The 20,808-nt window shown below is 67.4% G+C and carries 19 protein-coding genes; 10 read left to right on the top strand and 9 right to left on the bottom strand.

Annotation, left to right across the window (positions count from 1 at the left end):
* Positions 1-4: 4 nt before the first annotated feature.
* Both ACZ5PO_RS16005 and ACZ5PO_RS16000 read left to right on the top strand, forming a co-directional pair.
* Positions 5-1,537, top strand: a complete 1,533-nt coding sequence (locus tag ACZ5PO_RS16005) for a sugar ABC transporter ATP-binding protein (RefSeq protein ID WP_464195156.1) — start codon at positions 5-7, stop codon at positions 1,535-1,537.
* A gap of 288 nt (positions 1,538-1,825) precedes the next feature.
* Positions 1,826-2,776, top strand: a complete 951-nt coding sequence (locus ACZ5PO_RS16000; protein WP_464195154.1) for a sulfonate ABC transporter substrate-binding protein — start codon at positions 1,826-1,828, stop codon at positions 2,774-2,776.
* 132 nt (positions 2,777-2,908) lie between these two features.
* Here ACZ5PO_RS16000 and ACZ5PO_RS15995 read toward each other — a convergent pair whose 3' ends face one another.
* Positions 2,909-3,637 carry a hypothetical protein gene (locus ACZ5PO_RS15995; protein ID WP_464195152.1) on the bottom strand — a complete coding sequence of 243 codons (729 nt, stop codon included), beginning with the start codon at positions 3,635-3,637 and terminating at the stop codon, positions 2,909-2,911.
* A gap of 570 nt (positions 3,638-4,207) precedes the next feature.
* Between ACZ5PO_RS15995 and ACZ5PO_RS15990 the strand changes: the two genes are divergently transcribed.
* Positions 4,208-5,416, top strand: coding sequence for an ABC transporter substrate-binding protein (locus ACZ5PO_RS15990; protein WP_464195150.1), 1,209 nt, complete (start codon positions 4,208-4,210; stop codon positions 5,414-5,416).
* On the opposite strand, the gene ACZ5PO_RS15985 is transcribed toward ACZ5PO_RS15990, so the two are convergent.
* Genes ACZ5PO_RS15985 through ACZ5PO_RS15970 form a run of 4 tightly spaced genes read right to left on the bottom strand, consistent with a single transcriptional unit; the run spans position 5,400 to position 8,289 of the window.
* Complete coding sequence (locus ACZ5PO_RS15985) at positions 5,400-6,413, bottom strand: alpha/beta fold hydrolase (RefSeq protein ID WP_464195148.1); 1,014 nt, start codon at positions 6,411-6,413, stop codon at positions 5,400-5,402. The genes ACZ5PO_RS15990 and ACZ5PO_RS15985 overlap by 17 nt on opposite strands.
* Positions 6,414-6,446: 33 nt before the next feature.
* Positions 6,447-6,716 (bottom strand): alpha/beta fold hydrolase, encoded by a 270-nt coding sequence (locus ACZ5PO_RS15980; protein ID WP_464195146.1) that lies wholly within the window; start codon positions 6,714-6,716, stop codon positions 6,447-6,449.
* On the bottom strand, positions 6,713-7,477 hold the full coding sequence (locus ACZ5PO_RS15975) for an alpha/beta fold hydrolase (protein WP_464195144.1): 765 nt from the start codon (positions 7,475-7,477) through the stop codon (positions 6,713-6,715). Before ACZ5PO_RS15975 ends, ACZ5PO_RS15980 begins: the two co-directional genes overlap by 4 nt.
* Before the next feature lie 53 nt (positions 7,478-7,530).
* Positions 7,531-8,289, bottom strand: a complete 759-nt coding sequence (locus ACZ5PO_RS15970; RefSeq protein WP_464195142.1) for an SDR family oxidoreductase — start codon at positions 8,287-8,289, stop codon at positions 7,531-7,533.
* 426 nt (positions 8,290-8,715) lie between these two features.
* Between ACZ5PO_RS15970 and ACZ5PO_RS15965 the strand changes: the two genes are divergently transcribed.
* The 4 genes from ACZ5PO_RS15965 (at position 8,716) to ACZ5PO_RS15950 (ending at position 13,754) form a co-directional block, all read left to right on the top strand.
* Positions 8,716-9,483: a helix-turn-helix transcriptional regulator gene (locus ACZ5PO_RS15965; RefSeq protein WP_464195140.1), complete on the top strand. Its 768-nt coding sequence runs from the start codon at positions 8,716-8,718 to the stop codon at positions 9,481-9,483.
* A gap of 202 nt (positions 9,484-9,685) precedes the next feature.
* Positions 9,686-10,789: an NAD(P)-dependent alcohol dehydrogenase gene (locus ACZ5PO_RS15960; protein WP_464195138.1), complete on the top strand. Its 1,104-nt coding sequence runs from the start codon at positions 9,686-9,688 to the stop codon at positions 10,787-10,789.
* Between the two features lie 16 nt (positions 10,790-10,805).
* Positions 10,806-12,260: an aldehyde dehydrogenase family protein gene (locus tag ACZ5PO_RS15955; protein ID WP_464195136.1), complete on the top strand. Its 1,455-nt coding sequence runs from the start codon at positions 10,806-10,808 to the stop codon at positions 12,258-12,260.
* A 192-nt stretch (positions 12,261-12,452) separates the two neighbouring features.
* On the top strand, positions 12,453-13,754 hold the full coding sequence (locus tag ACZ5PO_RS15950) for a cytochrome P450 (protein WP_464195134.1): 1,302 nt from the start codon (positions 12,453-12,455) through the stop codon (positions 13,752-13,754).
* 86 nt (positions 13,755-13,840) lie between these two features.
* On the opposite strand, the gene ACZ5PO_RS15945 is transcribed toward ACZ5PO_RS15950, so the two are convergent.
* On the bottom strand, positions 13,841-14,977 hold the full coding sequence (locus tag ACZ5PO_RS15945) for a CaiB/BaiF CoA transferase family protein (protein WP_464195132.1): 1,137 nt from the start codon (positions 14,975-14,977) through the stop codon (positions 13,841-13,843).
* A 55-nt stretch (positions 14,978-15,032) separates the two neighbouring features.
* Positions 15,033-15,830 carry an SDR family oxidoreductase gene (locus ACZ5PO_RS15940; RefSeq protein WP_464195131.1) on the bottom strand — a complete coding sequence of 266 codons (798 nt, stop codon included), beginning with the start codon at positions 15,828-15,830 and terminating at the stop codon, positions 15,033-15,035.
* A 238-nt stretch (positions 15,831-16,068) separates the two neighbouring features.
* On the opposite strand from ACZ5PO_RS15940, the gene ACZ5PO_RS15935 reads away from it, so the two are divergent.
* Entirely contained in the window at positions 16,069-16,863 is a 795-nt protein-coding gene (locus tag ACZ5PO_RS15935) for an SDR family NAD(P)-dependent oxidoreductase (protein ID WP_464195129.1), read from the top strand.
* Positions 16,864-16,929: 66 nt separating this feature from the next.
* Here ACZ5PO_RS15935 and ACZ5PO_RS15930 read toward each other — a convergent pair whose 3' ends face one another.
* Complete coding sequence (locus ACZ5PO_RS15930; RefSeq protein ID WP_464195127.1) at positions 16,930-18,303, bottom strand: FAD-binding oxidoreductase; 1,374 nt, start codon at positions 18,301-18,303, stop codon at positions 16,930-16,932.
* A gap of 222 nt (positions 18,304-18,525) precedes the next feature.
* Here ACZ5PO_RS15930 and ACZ5PO_RS15925 point away from each other — a divergent pair, with 222 nt between their 5' ends.
* Positions 18,526-19,434 (top strand): LysR substrate-binding domain-containing protein, encoded by a 909-nt coding sequence (locus ACZ5PO_RS15925; protein ID WP_464195125.1) that lies wholly within the window; start codon positions 18,526-18,528, stop codon positions 19,432-19,434.
* A gap of 85 nt (positions 19,435-19,519) precedes the next feature.
* On the opposite strand, the gene ACZ5PO_RS15920 is transcribed toward ACZ5PO_RS15925, so the two are convergent.
* The gene (locus tag ACZ5PO_RS15920; protein WP_464195123.1) at positions 19,520-19,687 is read right to left on the bottom strand and encodes a hypothetical protein; all 168 of its coding nucleotides are present in this window, start codon (positions 19,685-19,687) and stop codon (positions 19,520-19,522) included.
* On the opposite strand from ACZ5PO_RS15920, the gene ACZ5PO_RS15915 reads away from it, so the two are divergent.
* On the top strand, positions 19,686-20,762 hold the full coding sequence (locus ACZ5PO_RS15915) for an LLM class flavin-dependent oxidoreductase (RefSeq protein ID WP_464195121.1): 1,077 nt from the start codon (positions 19,686-19,688) through the stop codon (positions 20,760-20,762). The genes ACZ5PO_RS15920 and ACZ5PO_RS15915 overlap by 2 nt on opposite strands.
* Positions 20,763-20,808: the final 46 nt, after the last annotated feature.

Raw genomic sequence — 20,808 nt, 5'->3', positions numbered from 1 at the left:
ACTGATGGACGCGCTCAGCCCCCAGGACAGCCCTTCCCCCCTCGTACGCATCGTCGCCGGCAGCAAGGTCTACGGCGGTGTGCACGCCATCGAGGCCGTCGACTTCGACCTGCGCCCCGGCGAGATCCATGCTTTGCTGGGCGAGAACGGCGCCGGCAAATCGACCCTGTGCAAGGTGATCTCCGGCGCCGTCGAGCTGACGTCGGGCGACTATCTCCTCGACGGCCGCAAGGCCGGCTTCTCCTCGCCGAGCGGGGCGCTCAAGGCCGGCGTCGCCATGGTCTACCAGGAGACCAGCCTGGTCCCGTCGATGACGGTGGCGCAGAACCTCCAGCTCGGCCGCGAGCCGTTCTACACGGTGTTCCGTAAGCTCAACATCAGCGCCCAGCAGTCCCAGCAATCGCTGAACTTCCACGTCGATCCGTTGGCGCTGGTCGAGACCCTCGGCACCGCCAAGCGCCAGATGGTCGAGATCGCCCGGGCGGCGCGCTACCAGGCGCGTGTCATGATCTTCGACGAGCCGACGGCCAGCCTCACGCCCGAGGAGATCCAGCACCTCTTCCACCTGCTGCGGCGGCTGCGCGACGAGGGCGTCGGCATCATCTTCATCTCGCACGCGCTGGAGGAGGCGCTGACCATCGCCGATCGGCTGACCGTGCTGCGCGACGGCAAGCTGGTCGCGACGGTGAAGGCCGGCGAGGTCGACCGCGAACAGCTGGTCCGCATGATGGTGGGCCGCGACGTGGCCGGCGGCTATGGCGTACCGCGCGCCTTCGGCGACGCCGAGGCGTCCGCAGTCAAACGCGAGAAGGTGCTCTCGGTCGAGAACGTGACCATGGGTGCGGTGGTCAAGAACATGTCGTTCTCGGTGTTCGCCGGCGAGATCGTCGGCATGGCGGGGCTCGTCGGCGCCGGCCGCACCGAAATCGCCCACATCATCTGCGGCGCCCGCAAGCGCAACTTCATTCGCGGCGGCATGATCTATTTCAAGGGCCGCCCGGTGCGCTACCGGGTGCCGAACCAGGCGATCAACGACGGCATCGTCTACATCACCGAGGACCGCAAGCAGGACGGCTTCTTCGAGACGATGACCGCGGACGAGAACATCTATCTCGGCCGGCTGGCCTCGCGCCTGGGCCGCCGCTGGTTCTATTCGCCGAGCGAGCGCAAGCGCACCGCCGATACCTGGATCAAGGCGCTCGGCATCTCGGCGCTGAAGCGGAGCCTCAAGATCATCGAGTACTCCGGCGGCAACCAGCAGAAGGTGGTGGTCGCCAAGTCCCTGGTGCAGGAGCCCTCGCTGGTCATCTTCGACGAGCCGACCCGTGGCGTCGACGTCGGCGCCATTCCGCAGATCCACGCGGCCATCCGGGAGGTCGCCCGGCAGGGCAAGGCGGTGATCGTGATCTCGTCCTACCTGCCGGAGGTGCTGGCCATCTCCGACCGCATCCTGGTCGCCCGCGGCGGCCGCATCGTCGAGGAGATGCCCGCCGCCGAGGCGACGGAAGCGCGCGTCATGTATGCCGCCATCCATTGATGGAGCGCGTGAAGCGAAAGCGATGGCTCGACCAGTCTTTCTGTAGAAATAAATTTTCTCTTCATGGGAAATATTTGAAATATTGTTCACTTGGCGCGCAGCTTACCATCGTCGTAGATAGGTGCTGCCGTCCCTCGGTGCCGCTCGCCTGAGGCATTTGCCGTCTCGAAACGATCAGGACCGCTCACCTCTCCGGCGCGGAGGGGGAGGTGCGTCCATGTCACTCGCTTCAGCCGCGCAGCCCGGCGCATCCGCACCTTCGAACACGAGCTGACGACGAGAGGCCAAATGAACATTCTGCGCAGAACCGCCTTGGCAGCCGGCGCGCTGCTCCTGGCCGGCGGGCTGATGTCCGGGGGCGCCCATGCGGACGACAAGATCGTGCGCATCGGCTTCCAGAAGTACGGCAACGTCATCCTGCTGAAGAGCAAGGGCAGCCTGGAGAAGAAGCTCGAGCCGCTCGGGTTTCGCGTCGAATGGAAGGAGTTCCCGTCCGGCCCGCCGATCATCGAGGCGCTCAACGTGGGCGCCATCGACTTCGGCCATGCGGGCGAAGCCCCGCCGATCTTCGGCCAGGCGGCCGGCGCGGGCTTCCTCTACGCCGGCTTCGAGCCGCCGGCGCCGCGCGGCGAAGCGATCCTCGTCAAGAAGGACTCGCCCATCACCTCCGTCGCCGACCTGCGCGGCAAGAAGGTCGCCTTCAACAAGGGCTCGAACGTCCACTACCTGCTCGTCAAGGCGCTGGAGAAGGCCGGCGTGAAGTACTCCGAGATCGAGCCGGCCTTCCTCGCACCCGCCGACGCCCGCGCCGCCTTCGAGCGCGGCTCGGTCGACGCCTGGGTGATCTGGGACCCGTTCCAGGCCGCCGCCGAGGTCGCCACCGGCGCGCGCACGCTGGCGGATGGTACCGGCATCGCCGCCAACCGCCAGTTCTACCTGGCCCGCCGGGCCTTCAACGACGCGAACCCCAAGGTCATCGACGCCGTCCTCGCGGCGATCGCGGAGATCGACGCCTGGGCAAAGGACAACGAGGATGCGGTGGCGGAGGAGCTCAGCCCCGGCACGGGCATCCCGGCCCCGGTGCTGAAGATCGCGCTCAAGCGCCAGACCTTCGGCATCAAGCCGCTCGACGACACCGTCGTCGCCGAGCAGCAGAAGATCGCCGACACCTTCCTTGCGCTGGGCCTGCTGCCCAAGCCGATCGACGTCTCGGCCGTGGTGAGGAAGCCGGGCAGCTGATCGCCGGATGCCTGCCGCCTCGGCGGCGGCAGGCATCCGACCGCTTCCGGATCTCTCGATCACCCCCGGGAACGGCACGATGGGCGCCTTGCGCCCATCAGGTCCGGTGCTTGCACCGTCAGTGCCCCGGCCTCACCCTTTTAGGTCCCAACTTTTAAGCAGCTTCCGCGCCGTTCCAAAATTTCCCAGGTGGTAAACAGACGCCTTGGCGGGTGAGAACGTAAAAGTCTCGAACTTCTCGGCGAGCATCTTCTTCAAATAGTCCTGCGAGGCGAGGCCGATGGTCACGTGCGGGTTGAACTTCCTGCCCGTTTCATTGGGCACGAAGCTCGCCACGTAGGCGATGGTCGGCTGATTGATCTCAGGGTCTTCCTTCGTCGTAACGAACGCTGATGCCGTACCCGTCTTCACGGTGAACGGGGCGACGGCGTCGACGAGTTTCTGTTGATAGCGAACAAGATCATCGGTGGGCTCGACAACGATCCCGGCAAGGCCAACATCCTTCCAGGGGATATAATAGTACTTGTACGCCTTCAGCTTCCAGGAGGCCGGCCTCTCTCCGGCCAGGACTTTATCAACCGCCGCGTAGACTTTGTCGAGGTCCGCCGTTCTGACATACCTCTGCAGAACCGAGATGTGCGGTTGATGCTCATCACCCAGAGCGAAGCCCTCGGGAAAGCTCTTGCGCAAACGCTCGTTGGCCGCCACCGCGTGCTGGATCATCGTCGCGTCGGGGTCGAGCAGGATGTCAATGGCGGTGACCGCGCCCGGCTCACCAGCGCCGACCGGCTGCGCATGACCCGGCAGCGCGACCAGCAGACCGATGCTCAGGGCGGCGAGACCCATGAAATGCCGATGCATGTTATCCTCCTGGCGTTCCTCGCTCTCCTTCGGCTCATTGGCCACATCGCTCGGAAAGAAAACGCGCCTCCCATCATCCTTGATGCCCCCGACCATAGGGGAGCGACGGCTGCAGCCGCTATGCAAGTCCGGCCGAACGGCCGATACCGAACGCCAAGTGGTAGCCCCGGCCGAGGGATATCGGCTTTGGGCAACTTCAGGCTGTCGCCGCTCACCGCACATTCATTGCAAACGAACTGAAGCTAAGCGGCTACGCTTTGGTCCATCGCAGCAAAAGGGAGGCTGACGGTCCAGCGGCGCACCTCGCCCCGCTTGTGGGGCTATCCGACTCAGCCATCTCGTCGGCGTCATGGCCGGGCTTGACGGCGAGGGAAATGCCCCACCTCCAGGCCGGCCGCGGACCGGCTGCATGTTGACGCGATGAAGGCCTATATATAGATCTTCAGTGAATCTCACCTGACGCCGCCACGGGCCGGCGTCTGATGAGACCCCGCGGCGTCGGACGAGACCCGCACAGGGTGGAGGCGAGCGGCGTGCCCGCCGCATTGCGGCAACAAAAGGAGGGAGACCATGAAGATCCAAGCCTGCGCGCTGGCGTTGCTGCTCGCCGCCGCGGTCCCCGCTGTGGCCGACCCGCTGCCGAACACGATACGGATCGGCGTCATCAACGACATGTCCGGGCCCTACGCGGCGGCCGATGGGGTCGGCGCGGTCACTGCGGCCCGCCTCGCCGTCGAGGACTTCGGCGGCAAGGTGCTCGGCCGCCCCGTGGAGATCGTGGCGGGCGACAACCAGACCAAGCCCGACCTTGCCGTCTCGATCGTCCGGCGCTGGGTCGATGAAGGCATCGCGGCGGTGGTCGACGGCGGATCTTCGGCCGCCTCGCTCGCGGCGCTCACCATTCTCAAGGACAACGACCGGCCTTTTCTCTTCACCTCGCAGAGCACGATGGCCTTCACCAACGAGGCCTGCTCACCCGTCAGCGTTCACTTCACCTACGACGCCTATTCTCTGGGGAAATCTCTCGTCGACGCGATGATGTCGCCGAAGACCGACAGCTGGTACTTCATCACCGCCAACTACGCGGGAGGAACGGCCGTCGAGGACTCGATGGGCGGCTTCATCAAGGCGGCCGGCGGCAAGGTCGTCGGCTCGAGCCGTCATCCCATCGGCGACGCCGACTTCTCATCTTTCCTGCTGCAGGCGCGCTCGTCGGGCGCAAAGGTAATCGTCGCCGCCAACTTCGTTCAGGACCTGGTCAACACGCTGAAGCAGGCCGGCGAGTTCGGCGTCGGCCGGGCGTCCTCGCAGCAGTTCGCCATCCCGTTGATCTTTCTCGGCGATATCAAGGCCATCGGCCCCTCGATACCACCGTTCGCGACGGGCATGTCGTTCTACTGGGACATGAGCGACAAGACCCGCGCCTTTGCCAAGCGCTTTGCCGACCGCATGAACGGGCAGTATCCGGAAGAGCCCCATGCGGGCGCCTATTCGGCCGTCCTGCATTATCTCAAGGCCCTGGAGGCCGCCGGAAACCTGAGTGGGGCGGCCGTGGTCGCCAGGATGAAGGAGATCCCCGTCAACGACTTCTGGAACAGCAACGTGGCGATCCGCGCCGACGGACGCGTGATGCACCCGTTCCATCTGGCCGAGCTGAAGGCGCCAGGTGAGCCCAAGGAGCCGTACGACTACCTGAAGATCGTCCGAACGATTGCGCCGGACGATGCGTTCCAGCCCTTGGCCATGAGCCGCTGTCCGCTGGTCAAGAAAGCCCCCTGACGGACGGCGCAGCAGGCGACGACAGCGCCTTCAGAAAATCGAGGATGTGCGTGTTGAGCTCATCCGGCGCCTCGCGCTGGAGCCAATGGCCGGCACCTTCGATGAAGTGCACGCCGCGGCAGTCGCCGTAACGCCGCACCGGATCGGCGTAGCGATCGAACCCCTGCATGAAGCGTGACGGCTCGCGCGTGCCGCCGACGAAGATCGCCGGCTGCTCGATCTTGCGATCCCGGTACTTGCGCATCTCTTCCCAGTCGAGGTCCTGGGCACGATAGCGGTTGAGCGGCCCGCGCAGGCCGTTCCGGCGAAAGCCGTCGGCGTATTCGGCGATGTCCGCGCGGCTCATCCAGGCCGGCAGCGGATCGGGCTCCGGCAGCCCGTCCAGGAGTGTCGTCGACCCGGCCGGCCGCACCAGCGCCTCCATGGGGTCCGCCAGCGTCGTGTCACCGGACAGGTTGAAATGCATGAGGCGGACGAAGCGCTTCAGATCGGCTTCGAATTCCGCCTCGGCGGCCCCGTCGTCACGCAGGAAGTACTGCTGGTAGAAGAGCTTCTCCGGGTAGAGCTCGGCATAAGCCACGGAGGGCTTCTTGTCGCTGAACGATGGTGGCGGCGAGGACAGGCCGACGACGGCGCGCACGACCTCGGGCCGCATGAGCGCGGTGGCGTAGACGATCGGCGCGCCCCAGTCGTGGCCGACCAGCACCGCCTGCCCGTCGTCGCTGAGCGCGCGGATGACCGCTGCGTTGTCGCCCGTCAGCGCGGCCATCGTGTAGGCGCTCACCTCGTCAGGGGCATCGGATCCGCCGTAGCCGCGGACGTCGAGCGCGGCCGCGGTGAAGCCTGCCGCGGCGACGGCGCTCATCTGCGGGCGCCACGAGATCCAGGCGTCCGGCCAGCCGTGGACCATCAGCACCAGCGGCCCTTGGCCTGCGACCGCGACCCGGATGCGGTTACCGTCCAGTCCCTCGACGACATGGAACGCGGGTGTCGCCATGGTCCTCACCTCCGTGCTCGCAGCGCCTGCGCGCTATCGCGGCCAGACATCGCCGACGCTCGTCGCGATCCAGCGCACGAGCTGGGCGTTGACCTCACGCGGCTTCTCCTGCGCGACCCAGTGGCCGGAATCGATCACGGCGAGGGACAGGTTGCGGCAGTAGGTTTTCATCGGCTCGGCCAGCCGCGACTGCAGGGATTCGCAGGTGATGTCGTAGCGCGCCGCGATGAACAGCGCAGGCATGTCGAGGTAACCGCCGTTTTCAGCGCGGGCCGCATAGGCCGCGTTCGCCACATCGTTCATGTAGTAGGAATCCGGGCCGAAGAAGCCGTTGCGCGCCAGCGCCTCGGCGTAGACCCGCAGGTCCTCCTCGCTAACCACCGCGTCGTCCCGCGGCAGGTCCGGCGGGACGGCCGCCCGCGAAACCATCCGTCGGTCTCGAAGATGTCGGCGTTCGGGCTGGGCTTGCCGAGCGCCTCGGCCTTGCCGCGGCGGAACAGCGCCTTGACCGTGTCGTAGGGGCTGGCGTCGAAGGTCGTGGTGACCTTGTCGAAATGCGCCCGGTAGAAATACATGTAGGCCCACTGCCCATACGGGAAGCGGTCAGCCGGATAGACGCTGCGATCGATGAGCGGCAGCAGCGCCTCGGCCCCGCGCTCGACTGTGCCGTAGGGCACAGAGAGGCTGGCGACGGCAGCGCAGCGATCGTGGTGGTGGCCGGCGATGTTCCACACGGTCGGGCTGCCCCAATCGTGCCCGACCCAGATCGCCCGTTCCGCGCCGAGCGCGTCGAGCAACCCGATCATGTCGGCGACGACCCGTTCCTGAGTGTAGGCGTCGTGCCTGCGATAGACCGTGGAGCGGCCGTAGCCGCGCATGTCCGGGGCGATCGCACGGAAGCCGAGGCTGGCGAAGCAGGGCAGTTGGTGGCGCCAGCTGAGCGACAGCTCCGGCCAGCCGTGCACGAAGATGACGAGCGGGCCGTCGACAGGGCCCGCAGCCAGGTAGAACACGGTGTGGTCGCCGACGGTAACGCTGTGCTCGGTGATCGTCGCGATCGACATGCCCCCTCCTCCGCCCGGCTTCCGGGCCGCCCGCGCCGCGCGCATCTCAGCGCTCAGCGCATGTGCTGCCCACCGTTGACGTCGAACACGGCGCCGGTGACGAAGCCGGCCGCTTCGGACGCGAGGTAGACCACCGCCGCGGCAATCTCCTCCGGGCGACCGATGCGGCCGACGGGAAGCGCCGCAGCCGCGGCGGCCTCCTCCTGCTCCGACAGCACCAGCCGCAGCATCTGCGTGTCGATCATGCCAGGAGCGATGGTGTTGGCGGTGACGCCGAGCGGACCGCCCTCCCGCGCCGCGGTCTTGGTCAGCGTCAACACCGCGCCCTTGGCGGCCGAATAGGCGGCGCTGCCGCGCACGCCGCCGACCTGGCCGGCGAGCGAGCTCACCGTGATGATGCGGCCGTGTGCGACGGGAGCGGCAGCGCGCCGGCGCAGCATCTCGCGGACGACGAGGAAGCAGCCGCGGGCATTGACCGCGAAGCTCCGCTCCCATTCGTCCAGGGAGGTATGCATCAGGCCGGTCCTGACGCCGTCGCGGGCGATGAGCAGCCCGGCGAAATTGGCGAGCACGGCAACCGGGCCCTCGGCGGTCTCGATGGCCGTGAAGAGATCGACGACCGAGGCTTCGTCCGTCACGTCGACCCGGAAGGATCGATGGCCGCGGCCCGGGAGCATCGCTGCCGTGTCGGCCGCCGCACCCTCATCCAGGTCGGCCACCGCGACCGTCAGGCCCTGCTGCGCCAGGGCGAGGCTCGACGCCCGGCCCAGGCCATTGCCGCCACCGATGATCAACGCCAGTCTGCCGGCCATCTCCTGGTCTCCCCGTCGTCGTTCGCGATCGCGTGCACCGCGGCGACGCTGGGGAATTCGGGCCATTCCCGGATGCCGACAGCCCATGCCCGGCGCGGTGCTTCGGCGCCACTGTTATTCCTAAAATCCCGTAAATAGTTTTATTGACAGCGTCAAGGCGCGACGCCGGCGACGCCAAGGAGCGGTGTCCTGCCAGCCTGTCCCGGGAACGGACGGGTCAAAGTTTGAGCCGGCACCGGGTTGCCCCTGTTGCTGCCGCGCCAGATTGACAGTCCCCGGCCGGCGCAACAGGATATTGGATCGGCTCCAGAATCCGGGCTGTGTGGCTGTCAGGTTCTGCAAAAGAGCGCGCTCCAGGCGCGCGAGTTGCGGCGCTTTCGGGCGGGAGCGAGCGTCTCGCCGGGCAGCGCTCAGGGGAGGCTCCGTGTGACGTCCGAAAGCGGCAGAGATCTCGTCGGGCAGTTGACCGGAATCGCGAGTGACATCTACGCGGCTCCCTCCCTGGACGTGGCCGTCGATGGGGTGCTGACCGCCGCGCAAATGGTCGAGCTGCCGCTTCCCACCCTGGTCGACAACATCCTGTTCGAGCGGCGCCAGGACTGGGTCTGCGCCGCGTTCGGCGTGCCGCCGGAGCTGGTCGACTGGTGGCACGCGGGGAAGGTCGGCCGGGTGCACCGGGACGTGCGCCACGGCCTGCATGAGCGCACGCCGTTCCGCAGCACGCTGCTGGACGGGGACGAGGCCGACCTGTCCGCGCTGGACCAGGCGCTGCGGACGGCGCACCACGCCTTCGGCATCTACTCGTTCATCGTCGTGCCGGTGCATCTGCCCGACGGTGGCACGTCCTTCATGGGCTGGACCAGCGCCGTGCCGGGGGCCGCAGCGTCGCGCACGGCCGAGGCGGCTCACCTCGGGCTGCAGGCCGTTTCCTACGCCTTCGTCGACGTGCTCGAGCGAACGCAGGACTCAGGAGAGATGCCGCACGGGCGACGGCCCGGGCTCAGCGCGCGCGAGCGCGACTGCGTGCGCCTGGTCGCCGACGGCTGCACCGTGAAGGAGGTGGCGCGGTCGTTGTCGCTGTCGCCCTTCACGGTCAGGGACTACCTGGGCAATGCCATGCGGCGGTTCGAGGCGCGCAACCTGCCGCAGCTGGTGTCGATCGCCTTCCGCCGCGGCGAGATCGGCTTCGAATGATCGCTCGCGACCACCCCTCATTTTGTAGGTATTGAGGGGCGCCCCTGGGCAATTGTATCGATCGGGCGACGCCTCCGGCACGCACCGGGGACGCGGAGGGAGGAGCGACCTTGCTGCATCATCTGGCGCACACGCCGTCGGATCCGGCCTGCACGCGCTGCCGTCACGCGCACCGTTTCCCCATCACCGGCGGGAGCCGCCCATGAGGATCCGGGCGGCGGTGGCGACGGGCGCCGGCGAGCCGTTCGAGATCCGCACGCTCGACCTGGACGAGCCGCGCGACGACGAGATCCTGGTCCGCATCGCCGGCGTGGGCGTCTGCCACACCGACCTCGTGTTCAGGGACGCGGGCGCCATTGCGCCCCCGGTGGTGCTCGGACATGAAGGCGCCGGCATCGTCGAACGGGTCGGCGCCAAGGTCGGCAAGGTGGCGCCGGGCGACCGCGTAGCCATCACCTTCCGCTCCTGCGGCGCCTGCCCGCGCTGCGACCGCGGCGACGCCGCCTACTGCCACACCATGCCCCAGCTCAACTACGCGGGCATGCGGCCGGACGGCTCGACGGCGCTGCGCTGCGAGGGCGTGACCGTCGGCAGCAACTTCTTCGGCCAATCCTCGTTTGCCACCCACGCGCTCACCTATGAGCGCAACGTGGTGAAGGTGCCCGACGATCTGCCTCTGGCGCTGGCCGGCCCGCTCGGCTGCGGCATCCAGACAGGGGCCGGCAGCATCATGCGGTCGCTCGCCTGCGAGCCGGGCTCGTCGCTGCTGATCGTCGGCGGCGGCCCGGTGGGCTTGAGCGCCGTGATGGGCGCCAAGATCCAGGGCTGCGGCACCGTCATCGTCGTCGAGCCGCATGCGGCCCGGCGGGCGCTCGCCTGCGAGCTCGGCGCAACCCATACCATCGACCCCGCCGCCGACACCGACCTTGCCGCGGCGGTCCGCGCCATCGTGCCGGCCGGCGTCGACTACGGCTTCGACACCACGGGTCTTCCCGCCGTGTATCCGGCTGTCATGGCCGCGCTCGCCCCCAAGGGCGTCCTCGGCCTGGTCGGCGTCGCCCCGCCCGGCACGCCGCTCCCGGGCGACATCAACACGACGATGACCTTCGGCCACACGATCAAGGGCATCATCGAGGGCGACAGCAATCCGGACGAGTTCCTGCCGCAGCTGATGGACCTGCACCGGCGCGGCCAGCTGCCGTTCGACCGGCTGATCACGACCTTTCCCTTCGAGCGGATCAACGAGGCGGTCGCGGCGCAGCACCGCGGCGAGTGCGTGAAGATCGTGCTGGTGATGGACGCCTGAAACGGGGACCACGACGATGGATGCTCATTCCGACTTCGCCATGACTTCCGACTTGGCCATGACTTCCGACTTCGCCATGACGATCGACGGCCACAGCGTGCGCTCGCCCGCGACGATCGCCGTCGTCAACCCGGCCACGGGCGAGGCCTTCGCGCACGCGCCCGACTGCACAGCGGCGCAGCTCGACGAGGCGGTCGCCTCGGCGCGCGCGGCGTTCAAGTTCTGGCGCCAGGTGCCGATCGAGGAGCGGCAGGCGCTGCTGCGCAAGGCCGGTGACGTGCTCGCCGCCCACGCCGACGAGCTGGCGCGCCTGTTCACCCGCGAGCAGGGCCGGCCCGTCGACGGCGCCAAGCAGGAGATCCAGGGCGCGGCCCAATGGCTCCATGCGGTCGCCGAGATGAGCCCGCCGGTCCAGGTCTCCGAGGATTCCGAGCAGCAGCTGATCGAGACGCGCTACGTGCCGCTCGGCGTCGTCTGCGCCATCGCGCCCTGGAACTTTCCGGTGGCGCTGGCGATCTGGAAGGTGGCGCCAGCGCTGCTGGCCGGCAACACCATGGTGCTGAAGCCCTCCCCGTTCACGCCGCTGTGCACCTTGAAGGTCGGCGAGCTGTTGCAGGAGGTCTTCCCGCCCGGCGTGCTCAACGTCATCTCCGGCGGCGACTCGCTCGGCCCGGCCATGACCGCCCATCCCGGCTTCGACAAGATCTCCTTCACCGGCTCCAGCGCCACGGGCAAGCGCGTCATGGAGAGCGCGGCCAAGGACCTGAAGCGCCTCACGCTGGAGCTCGGCGGCAACGACGCGGCGATCGTCCTGCCCGACGTCGATCTCGACGAGGTGGCCCAGAAGATCTTCTTCGGGGCGTTCTACAATACCGCCCAGATCTGCGTCGCGACCAAGCGCCTCTACGTGCACGAAGCGATCTACGACGGCCTGCGCGACCGGTTGGCGGCCATCGCCAAGGCGGTAAAAGTCGGCGACGGGACCGAGCAGGGCACGGTGCTCGGGCCGATCCAGAACCGGCGCCAGTACGAGCGTGTGATGAACCTGCTGGAGGATGCGCGCGCCAACCAGCTCACGCTCATCCAGGGCGCCGACATCCCGGGCAACGGCGGCTTCTTCGTCCCGGTCACCATCGTCGACAACCCGCCGGAATCGTCGCGCGTGGTGCAGGAGGAAGCCTTCGGCCCGATCCTGCCGATGCTTAAGTTCAGCAACGTCGACGAGGTCATCGAGCGCGCCAACGCCAGCGACTACGGCCTGGCCGGCGCCGTCTGGTCGAAGGATGTGGACCAGGCGGTCAGCATCGCGCGCCGCATCGAGACAGGCACGGTGTGGGTCAACCAGAACCTCAACCTGCGGCCCGACACCCCGTTCGGCGGCCGCAAGCAGAGCGGCTTCGGCGCCGAGAACGGCATGAAGGGCCTGCTCGAATACATGGCGCCGCAAGCGATCTACGTGGCGAAGACATAAGATCCTGGGCGGCCGTCGCGCCGCTTCAGCGTCATGGTCGGGCTTGACCCGACCATCCATCAATACAGCAAAAGCTCTGCTGCGACTTCGTCGCGGCCGACGCCACACGTCTCGCTTGGATGGATGGCCGGGCCAAGCCCGGCCATGACGACAGCGCACGGCCGATCGCGGCCGCAATCAAGGGAGGACATCATGCAGGAAGCCATTGTCGTGGCTGCGGATGCCGCGATTCCGGCCGAGATCACGGCGACGCTCATCGACCCGACCGCCTATGCCGACCAGCGGCTGCACGAGGCCTATCGCTGGCTCAGGGCCAACAACCCGCTGGGCTATGCCACGCCCGCAGGCTACGATCCCTTCTGGGTGGTGACCAAGCACGCGGACATCCTCAACGTCAGCCGGCAGAACGCGCTGTTCTGCAGCAGCCGGCGGCAGGTCATCCTGACCACGCAGGCCGCCGATAAGAAGATGCGGGACATCAACGGCGGCGATCACCGCATCATCAATTCGCTGGTGAGCATGGATGCGCCCGAGCATCCCAAGTACCGCATGCTAGCGCAGGCCTGGTTCCTGCCGCAGAACCTGCGCAAGCTCGAGGACCGCATCCGCCAGATCGCGCGCCGCTCGGTCGACCGGATGCTGGCCACCGGCGGGCGCTGCGACTTCGTGCGCGACGTGGCCCTGGGCTACCCGCTGCACGTGGTCATGAGCATCCTCGGCGTGCCGGAGGAGGACGAGCCGCGCATGCTCATGCTGACGCAGCAGCTCTTCGGGCCACAGGACCCGGACGCTGCCAGGCACGAGGGCGAGGCGGACGACCCGGCCCGCTGGGCCGACCAGCTGAACGCCATCTTTCAGGACTTCAACGCCTATTTCGCGCGGATCACCGCCGACCGGCTGGCGCAGCCGCGCGACGACGTGGCCACCCTGATCGCCCAGGCGCGGATCAACGGCGAGCCGATGGCCGACCGCGAGGCCATGAGCTACTACATCATCGTGGCCACCGCGGGCCACGACACGACCTCCTCGTCGACCGCCGGCGCCATGCTCGCCCTGTGCCAGGACCCGGAGGAGTTCGCCAAGGTCAAGGCCGACCACTCCTTGCTGCCGGGCTTCATCGACGAGGCGGTCCGCTGGACGACGCCGGTCAAGCACTTCGTGCGCTGCGCCACGGCGGACACGGAGCTGCGTGGCCGCAAGATCGCCGAGGGCGACCTCCTGATGCTGTGCTACGCCTCCGGCAACCGCGACGAGGAGGTCTTCGACGAGCCGTTCGTCTTCCGCGCGGACCGCAAGCCCAACAAGCAGCTGGCGTTCGGCTACGGCGCGCACCTGTGCCTGGGCCAGCATCTCGCCAAGATGGAGATGCGGATCCTGTTCGAGGAGCTGCTGCCGAGGCTGAAGTCGGTAGCGCTCGACGGCCCGCCGGCCTTTTCGGCGGCCACCTTCGTCAACGGCCCCAAGAGCGTGCCGATCCGCTTCGAGGCGGCGTGACGGGAGGCGCGCAACAGCCGGGTCAATCCCGGCGATCCATCCGGCACAAGCGTCAGATCACTGCGCGGCGCTGCGAGACATCCGGTTCATTGCCCGCTCAGGCTGGCCCATTTGCGAAGGGCGTCCTCGACAGTGGTGACGCCGGGAGCCGACAGCTGCCGCGACGGCATCGCCGAGAAGCGGGGCGCGGGTCCCGGCTGGAGCACGCCGTCCAAGTCCTGAAAGGTCTCTCGCACCTTCATATGCGGGTGAGCCGGCGCCTCATCCATCGCCAGGACCGGGGTCACGCAGGCGTCGGTATCCTCGAAGTGGGCCGACCATTCGTCTCGCGTGCGCCGCCTGAAACGGTCGCCGAATAGAGCCCGCAGCTCATCCCAATTGTTTTGATCCTCTCTGGCAGGAACCTCGAGTCTGTCGAGGCCGAGGCCGCGCAACAGCTCGTCATAGAACTTGGCCTCTATGGCACCGACGGCGACAAAGCGGCTGTCGGCGCACTCGTAGACATCGTAGAACGGGGCCCCACCGTCGAGCAGGTTCCGCGCCCGCCCTGGTCTGACTGCACCGGCGGCCAGCAGGCCGTATTGCTTGGTCAGCAAGGAGGCCACGCCGTCGATCATCGCCACGTCGAGAACCTGGCCCCTGCCGGTCGCCTTGGCGTCGAGCAACGCCGCGACCAAGCCGAACGCGAGGTAGAGGGCGCCCCCGCCATAGTCGCCGATGAGGTTGAGCGGCACGGTCGGCGGCTGCCCGCGCCGCCCGATCCGATCGAGAGCGCCGGAGAGCGCGATGTAGTTGATGTCGTGCCCCGCCCGTTGCGAGAGCGGGCCGCTCTGCCCCCATCCCGTCATCCGCGCGTACACGAGACGTTCGTTCAGCCCAAGGCAGACGGCCGGCCCCAGCCCCAACGACTCCATGACGCCGGGCCGGAAACCTTCGACGAGCGCATCGGCGGCGGCGATCAATCGAAGGGCCTGCTCGATGTCCCCTCCCCGCTTGAGGTTCAGCGTCACGGCGTTCCGGCCTCTCATCACCGGATCGGGAGCCGACGGCTCCTCTTCGGCGTCGGTCGGCCGTTGGATGCGTACGATATGGGCCCCCAGATCGGCCATGAGCATCGCCGCGAGAGGCCCCGGCCCCAAGCCGGCGAATTCGACCACTTTGATTGCATGCAGAGGCCCCATACCGTCATCCCGCTGAAGGCAGACCCAGATCTGCCGGACCATGACCGAGCGGGGCGGCGCCCCACGATAAACCGAGAGTTCGGACGATCAACCGGTCCTACAGGAGCGAAGCCACGCGGCCGCCGTCGATGACGATCGTCTGGCCGTTGATGTAGCCGGCGCGCTCCGAACAGAGGAACGAGCACAGCGCGCCGAGCTCCTCGGGCCGCCCGGCGCGGCCGGCCGGGACGTTGCCGAGCCGAAAATTCTGCACATCGCTCGTCGGGCGGCCGCTCGCCGATTTGCCGGCGTAGGCCCGCCGCACGGAGTCCCCGTCCGAATCCATGGTGCCGGTCGCGATCGTATTCACCGTGATCCCATGCTCACCGAGCTCGTTGGCCAGCGTCTTGCTGAGGCCGACCTGGGCCGGCCGGCCCAGATTGGCCAGCACGAGCGGATATTCCTTGTGCGGCTCCTTCACGCAGAGCGAGCCCAGCGTCACGATCCGGCCCCAGCAGCGCGCCGTCATGGTGGGCAGCACCTCGCGGACGCACCAGACGAAGCCCATGACCAGGATCTGGTAGGCGTGGACGAAATCGTCGTCGGTCGCCTCGTCGAAATAGGCATCGCGGGTGCCGCCGTTGTTATAGACGAGGATGTCGGCGCCCCCGTGGCTTTGCCTGACGTCGGCGAACAGCCGGGCGACGGACGGCTTGTCGGTGAGATCGGCCGCCAGCCCCACGGCGTCGAGGCCCTCCGCCCTGAAGGCAGCGGCAACCTGCTCGACCTTGTCGGCCGTGCGCGCGACCAGGATGACGCGCGCGCCTTCCCGCGCCAGCTCCTTGGCCACGCCCTTGCCCAGCCCCTGGCTCGAGCCGGTGACCACCGCGACCTTGCCCGCGATCCCCAGATCCATGGTCGGCCTCCCTCCGCTGTCCTTCCATCGCCATGCAGACTTAACCTGAATTTAGGCCAATAGGCAAAGATGACGATTGAAGGTCGGCCAGCGCGTCGCTTGCTGGGGCTCCGGCGACGAACCTTGACCGCAGGTTGCCCCATAAATAGGCTCTTTCGCCTCAGCGCCTGGCTGGGCATCGACCGGCACCACGCACCGGTGCCGCACGCCCGGGCGGGCCCAGGGAGAGCATTCGGCCATGACCAGCGGCGAAGCGACACGACGGTTGGACGGAGCCGTCGCTCTCATCACCGGAGCGACAGGAGGTATCGGCCGGGCCACGGCGGCACGCTTCATCGACGAAGGGGCACGGGTGGTGCTGGCCGACGTCGACGGCGAGGCGCTGACAAGCCTGGCCGCGACGCTCGGGCCGTCGGCCGCCTGGATCCGCACCGACGTGACCGACGAGGAGCAGAACCGGGCGGCCGTCGCCTTCGCGCTCGACCGCTGGGGCCGGCTCGACATCGGCGTGCTGAACGCCGGCATCGAAGGGCGGGTCGCACCTATCGATCAGCTGCCGCCAGCCGACTTCGACCGCGTCATCGACGTTAACGTGCGCGGCGTCTTCCTCGGCCTGGCGCAACTGCTCCCGGTCATGCGCCGGCAGACCGGCGGCGGCGCGATCACCATCACGTCGTCGACCGGGGGTGTGCGCGGCTCGATCGGGCTTGCCGCGTACACGGCGAGCAAGCATGCGGTGATCGGCCTGATGAAGAGCGCCGCGCTTGAAGGAGCGCCCCACAATATCCGGGTCAACACCGTCAACCCTGGCCCTGTAGAGACGCGCATGATGCGCGCGATCGAGGCCGGCGCGAGACCCGACGATCCCGCCGGCGCCAAGGCCAAGGTGCTCTCCGGCATCCCCTTGAAGCGCTATGGCCAGCCCGAAGAGATCGCCGCGCTGATCGCCTTCCTGAGCTCCAGCGAGGCGAGCTATTGCACGGGCGGCATCTACATGGCCGACGGCGGCACCATGGCCGGCGGCAGCCGCTGACCGGCAGCTGTCAGCCCACGCGGCGGCGCCGATCCTCCGCCGGCTCACCCGGATGGACGGCTACGCTCAGGCCAGGGGCCGTATGTTCTGGTTCATGCGGAAGAAATTCTTCGGATCGTACGTCGCCTTGATCTGCTGCAGCCGACGGTAGTTGGGGCCGTAGGCGGCGGCGACCGCATCGCCGGCCTCGTCATCGCCGAGATAGTTGACGTAACGGCCAGGAGCGAAGAAGGGCTGCATTCTCTCGTACGTCTCGCGCGCCCAGGCCACGCAGCGATCCGTTTCCGCCGGATCCATCCACTGCCCGAGGATGAGGAAATTGTACCCCTCCTGGCGATGTGGGAAGGCAGTGTCGCTCGCGCCGATCCGCGTGGCCGCGCCGTGGACGTGCTCGAGGAGAAGCTGGCCCATGGGTGTGGGGCAGCGGCCGAAGCAGTCGATCATCGTGTCGACCGCCGCATCACTCAACTCTGCGAGGAAGCTCGACTTCCAGTAGTTGAGGGCCCCCTTGGGGTAGCCCGCGTCGAGCATGCTGTTGAGCTGGCAGTAGCCCATGGGCCCGATGGCATCGAGGAGGGGCGAGCCGAGCTGCTTCAGCGGCCGCATGGCCTCCTCGGCGTCGGCCGGTGAGCCGCAGTGACACGTGACGAGAGCCGCCATCTTCGTGCCGGAGCCGTCGGGGGCATGGGCGAGGGTCGCAAACAGGGTGTGCTCGTCGGCGAGCACCCGGGTCTGGTCGCGATAGAGCTCAAGCAAGCGCCGCGCGCGATCGATCGAATGCACGATGACACCGCCCGTCACGGTCGGGCCCACCGGGTGCAGGTGATAGTCGAAGGCGGTGACGATACCGAAGTTTCCGCCTCCGCCGCGAACAGCCCAGAACAGATCAGGCAGCTCGTCGTTGCTGGCCCGCACGACCTTGCCCTCTGCCGTCACGAGCTCGACGGACCGAAGATTGTCGAGGGCGAGACCGTATTTGCCCATCAGCCAGCCGAGCCCGCCGCCGAGGGTGAGTCCGGCGATGCCGGTGCTGGAGACCACGCCGCCCGTCACCGCCAGGCCGCGCAGCTGCGTCTCCCGATTGAGCTCGGCCCAGGTGACGCCGCCTTGCGCATGCACCGAGCGAGCCGTGGGGTCGACGTGAATGCCCTTCATGGGGCTCAAGTCGACCATCACGCCGCCATCGATGCTCGCGCGGCCCGCCACGTTGTGCCCGCCGCCGCGCACCGCAACCTCGAGACCAAGCTTCTGCGTCAAGTTGATCGCGTCGACGACGTCGGCCACGCCGCGGCATCGGGCAACCAGTGCAGGCCGCTTGTCGACGAGGCCATTGTGGACCTTTCTCGCATCGTCGTAGCCGCCATCGGCAGGCTTCAGAAGCTGCCCCCCGAAGGTCGCAGCAAGCTCGGCGGCGGCGCTGGAAACGGCCTGTATCGACATGACGTGGCCTCCTCCTCGAGCATTTCGCCGTTGGCTGAGATCGTCCAATGGCGGAGAGATGCTCATGCCCAGTTTGGATCTGGAGCGCTTCTCTTGCGGGGGCGTCCGCCCAATCGCCAAGTGCTCCAGGCTTCGACATGTAATCTCTCCCACCTCGGCCCCGGCAGAGCAAACGGGAAAAATTCAGCCCAGGATGAACCAGTTTCATCTACACTGTCGGGCATGGAGAAGCTGCCGCCTCTGATCGAACTACGCGCCTTCGATGCCGCCGCGCGACATCTGAGCTTCAAGAAGGCGGCGGCGGAGCTCGGCGTGACGCCGACAGCGATCAGCCATCAAATCCGGCTGCTGGAGCACTATTGCGGCTGCGCTCTGTTTCGCCGCAGACCTCGCCCCCTATCGCTGACGGAAGCCGGAGTGCAGTTGTTCCCGGTCATCCGCGGCGGGTTCGAGGCGTTTGCGGCGGCCATCGGCGCCGTCAAGCGCGATGGTGACCTTCAGCCTGTGCGCGTGACGACGACCAACGCGTTCGCCAGCCGATGGCTTGTGCCCCGTTTGGCCGCCTGGACGACGCTGCATCCTGAAGCGCCGCTCGACGTCATCGGCACCGACAGCGTGCTGGATCTGCGGTCCGGCGACGGCGATGTCGCCATTCGCTATGCAACGAGCCGCGCCGTGCCGACGGACGGCATCGCCGAGGAGTTCCTGAGCGACACCTTTTGGCCCGTCTGCAATCCTCGGCTGCTTGCATCGGGGCGTCTCAAGCAACCCCTCGATCTCAAGAAGCACGTTCTCGTTCACTCCTATTGGGGCCCGAACGACCGCGATCCACCGACGTGGCATAAGTGGCTCGCGCTCGCCCAGCAGACTTGGCACCCGGTTCCCGACTTCAAGGAGCTACAGCACCTGAGCTTCCGGGAAGAGCTGCACGCGATCGAGGCGGTGATCGCCGGTCAAGGGGTCGGGATCTTCAGCGACGCGCTGGTGGCGAGGGAGCTCGCGACGGGATCTCTGGTCAAGGTTTTCGATCTGAGCCTGCGAGGCTATGGCTACTACCTGGTCCGCCGAGCCGGCCATCCCCGCGAAAAGACCATCAAAGCGTTCTCCGCGTGGGCAAAGACGGTCAGGTGACGCGCCTCCATAGATCCAATATTGGTATATCTTGCTTCATTCTCATCGTCGGGGATCGATGACGTGGGCCCCGAACCGCGGGTCATCAGCAAGCCGATTCGCTCAGCGAATAGGCACCGGCACCGTCTATGCCCGCGAGCTGACGGCCCTTGGCTTGCGCATCGTCGGCCCGACGATTAAGACTATAAATAGGATAATAACTCGCCTGGGCCAGCGCAAGCGAGCCCGCCGGGCCACGGGAGACGAGCTGCATGACGACCGTCGGAATCAACTGCATCTTCCAGAACGTGTTCGACGAGATGTCGGACGCGGACGCCTACCGGCGCGACCTCCACATCGCCGGCCTCGCCGAGCCGCTCGGCTTCGACAAGATCAGCGCCGTCGAGCATCATTTCAGCAACTACTCGATGGCGCCCGACAACGTGGCGTTCCTCGCCTGGCTCGCTGCCCAGACGAAGCGCCTGGAGCTGATGACCGGCGCGGTGATCCTGCCCTGGAACAATCCCTTGCGCGTCGTCGAGCGCATGATCCTGCTGGATCATCTGAGCCAGGGGCGCGCTCACTTCGGCATCGGCCGCGGCCTTGCCCGGCGCGAGTACGAGGCGTTCGGCGTCGACATGAACGAGGCGCGCGAGCGCTTCAACGAGGCGGCGAAGATGGTCATCGACGGCGTCGAGACCGGCATCGTCGAAGGCGACGGCCCGTTCTACAAGCAGAAGCGCACGGAGGTGCGGCCGCGGCCCTACCGCAGCTTCAAGGACCGCATCACCTGCGTGGCCATGTCGTCGGACACGGTACCGATCGCCGCCGGCCTTGGCGTGCGCATGACGGTCTTTGCGCAGAAGCCGTGGGCCGAGATGGTCGGCCACTTCGACACCTATCGCCGCCTGTTCCAGGAGTCCCAGGGACGGACGGCGCCGCCGCCGACCTGCACCGAGTTCATGTTCTGCGACGAGAGCGCCGAGCGGGCGGAGGAGATGGCGCTCAAGCACATCGGCAATTACTACGACATCATCATCGACCACTACGAGTTCAAGAGCGACCACTTCGAGAAGACCAAGGGCTACACCGCCTATGCCGAGGCCGCCAACAAGGCGCGCACGGCCGACCACGTCAAGGCGCGCGAAGAGTACGTGCGCGTGAACAACTTCGGCACGCCCAACCAGATCCTCGAGAACTACGAGCGACGGCGCAAGCTCATCGGCGACTTCGACATCCAGGTCAACGTCACCTACGGCGGCCTGAGCGCCGCCGAGGCCGAGCGCAACATGCGCCTCTACGCGACCAAGGTGCTGCCGGAGGTCAAGTCCTGGCGGAAGGCTGCCTAGCTCCTAGAGCATGATCCCAAAAAGCGGACAGCGGCCTTCGGATAAG

Source organism: Chelatococcus sp. KU-N122, assembly GCF_055391085.1.
This window is presented reverse-complemented; position numbering and strand designations above follow the sequence as displayed.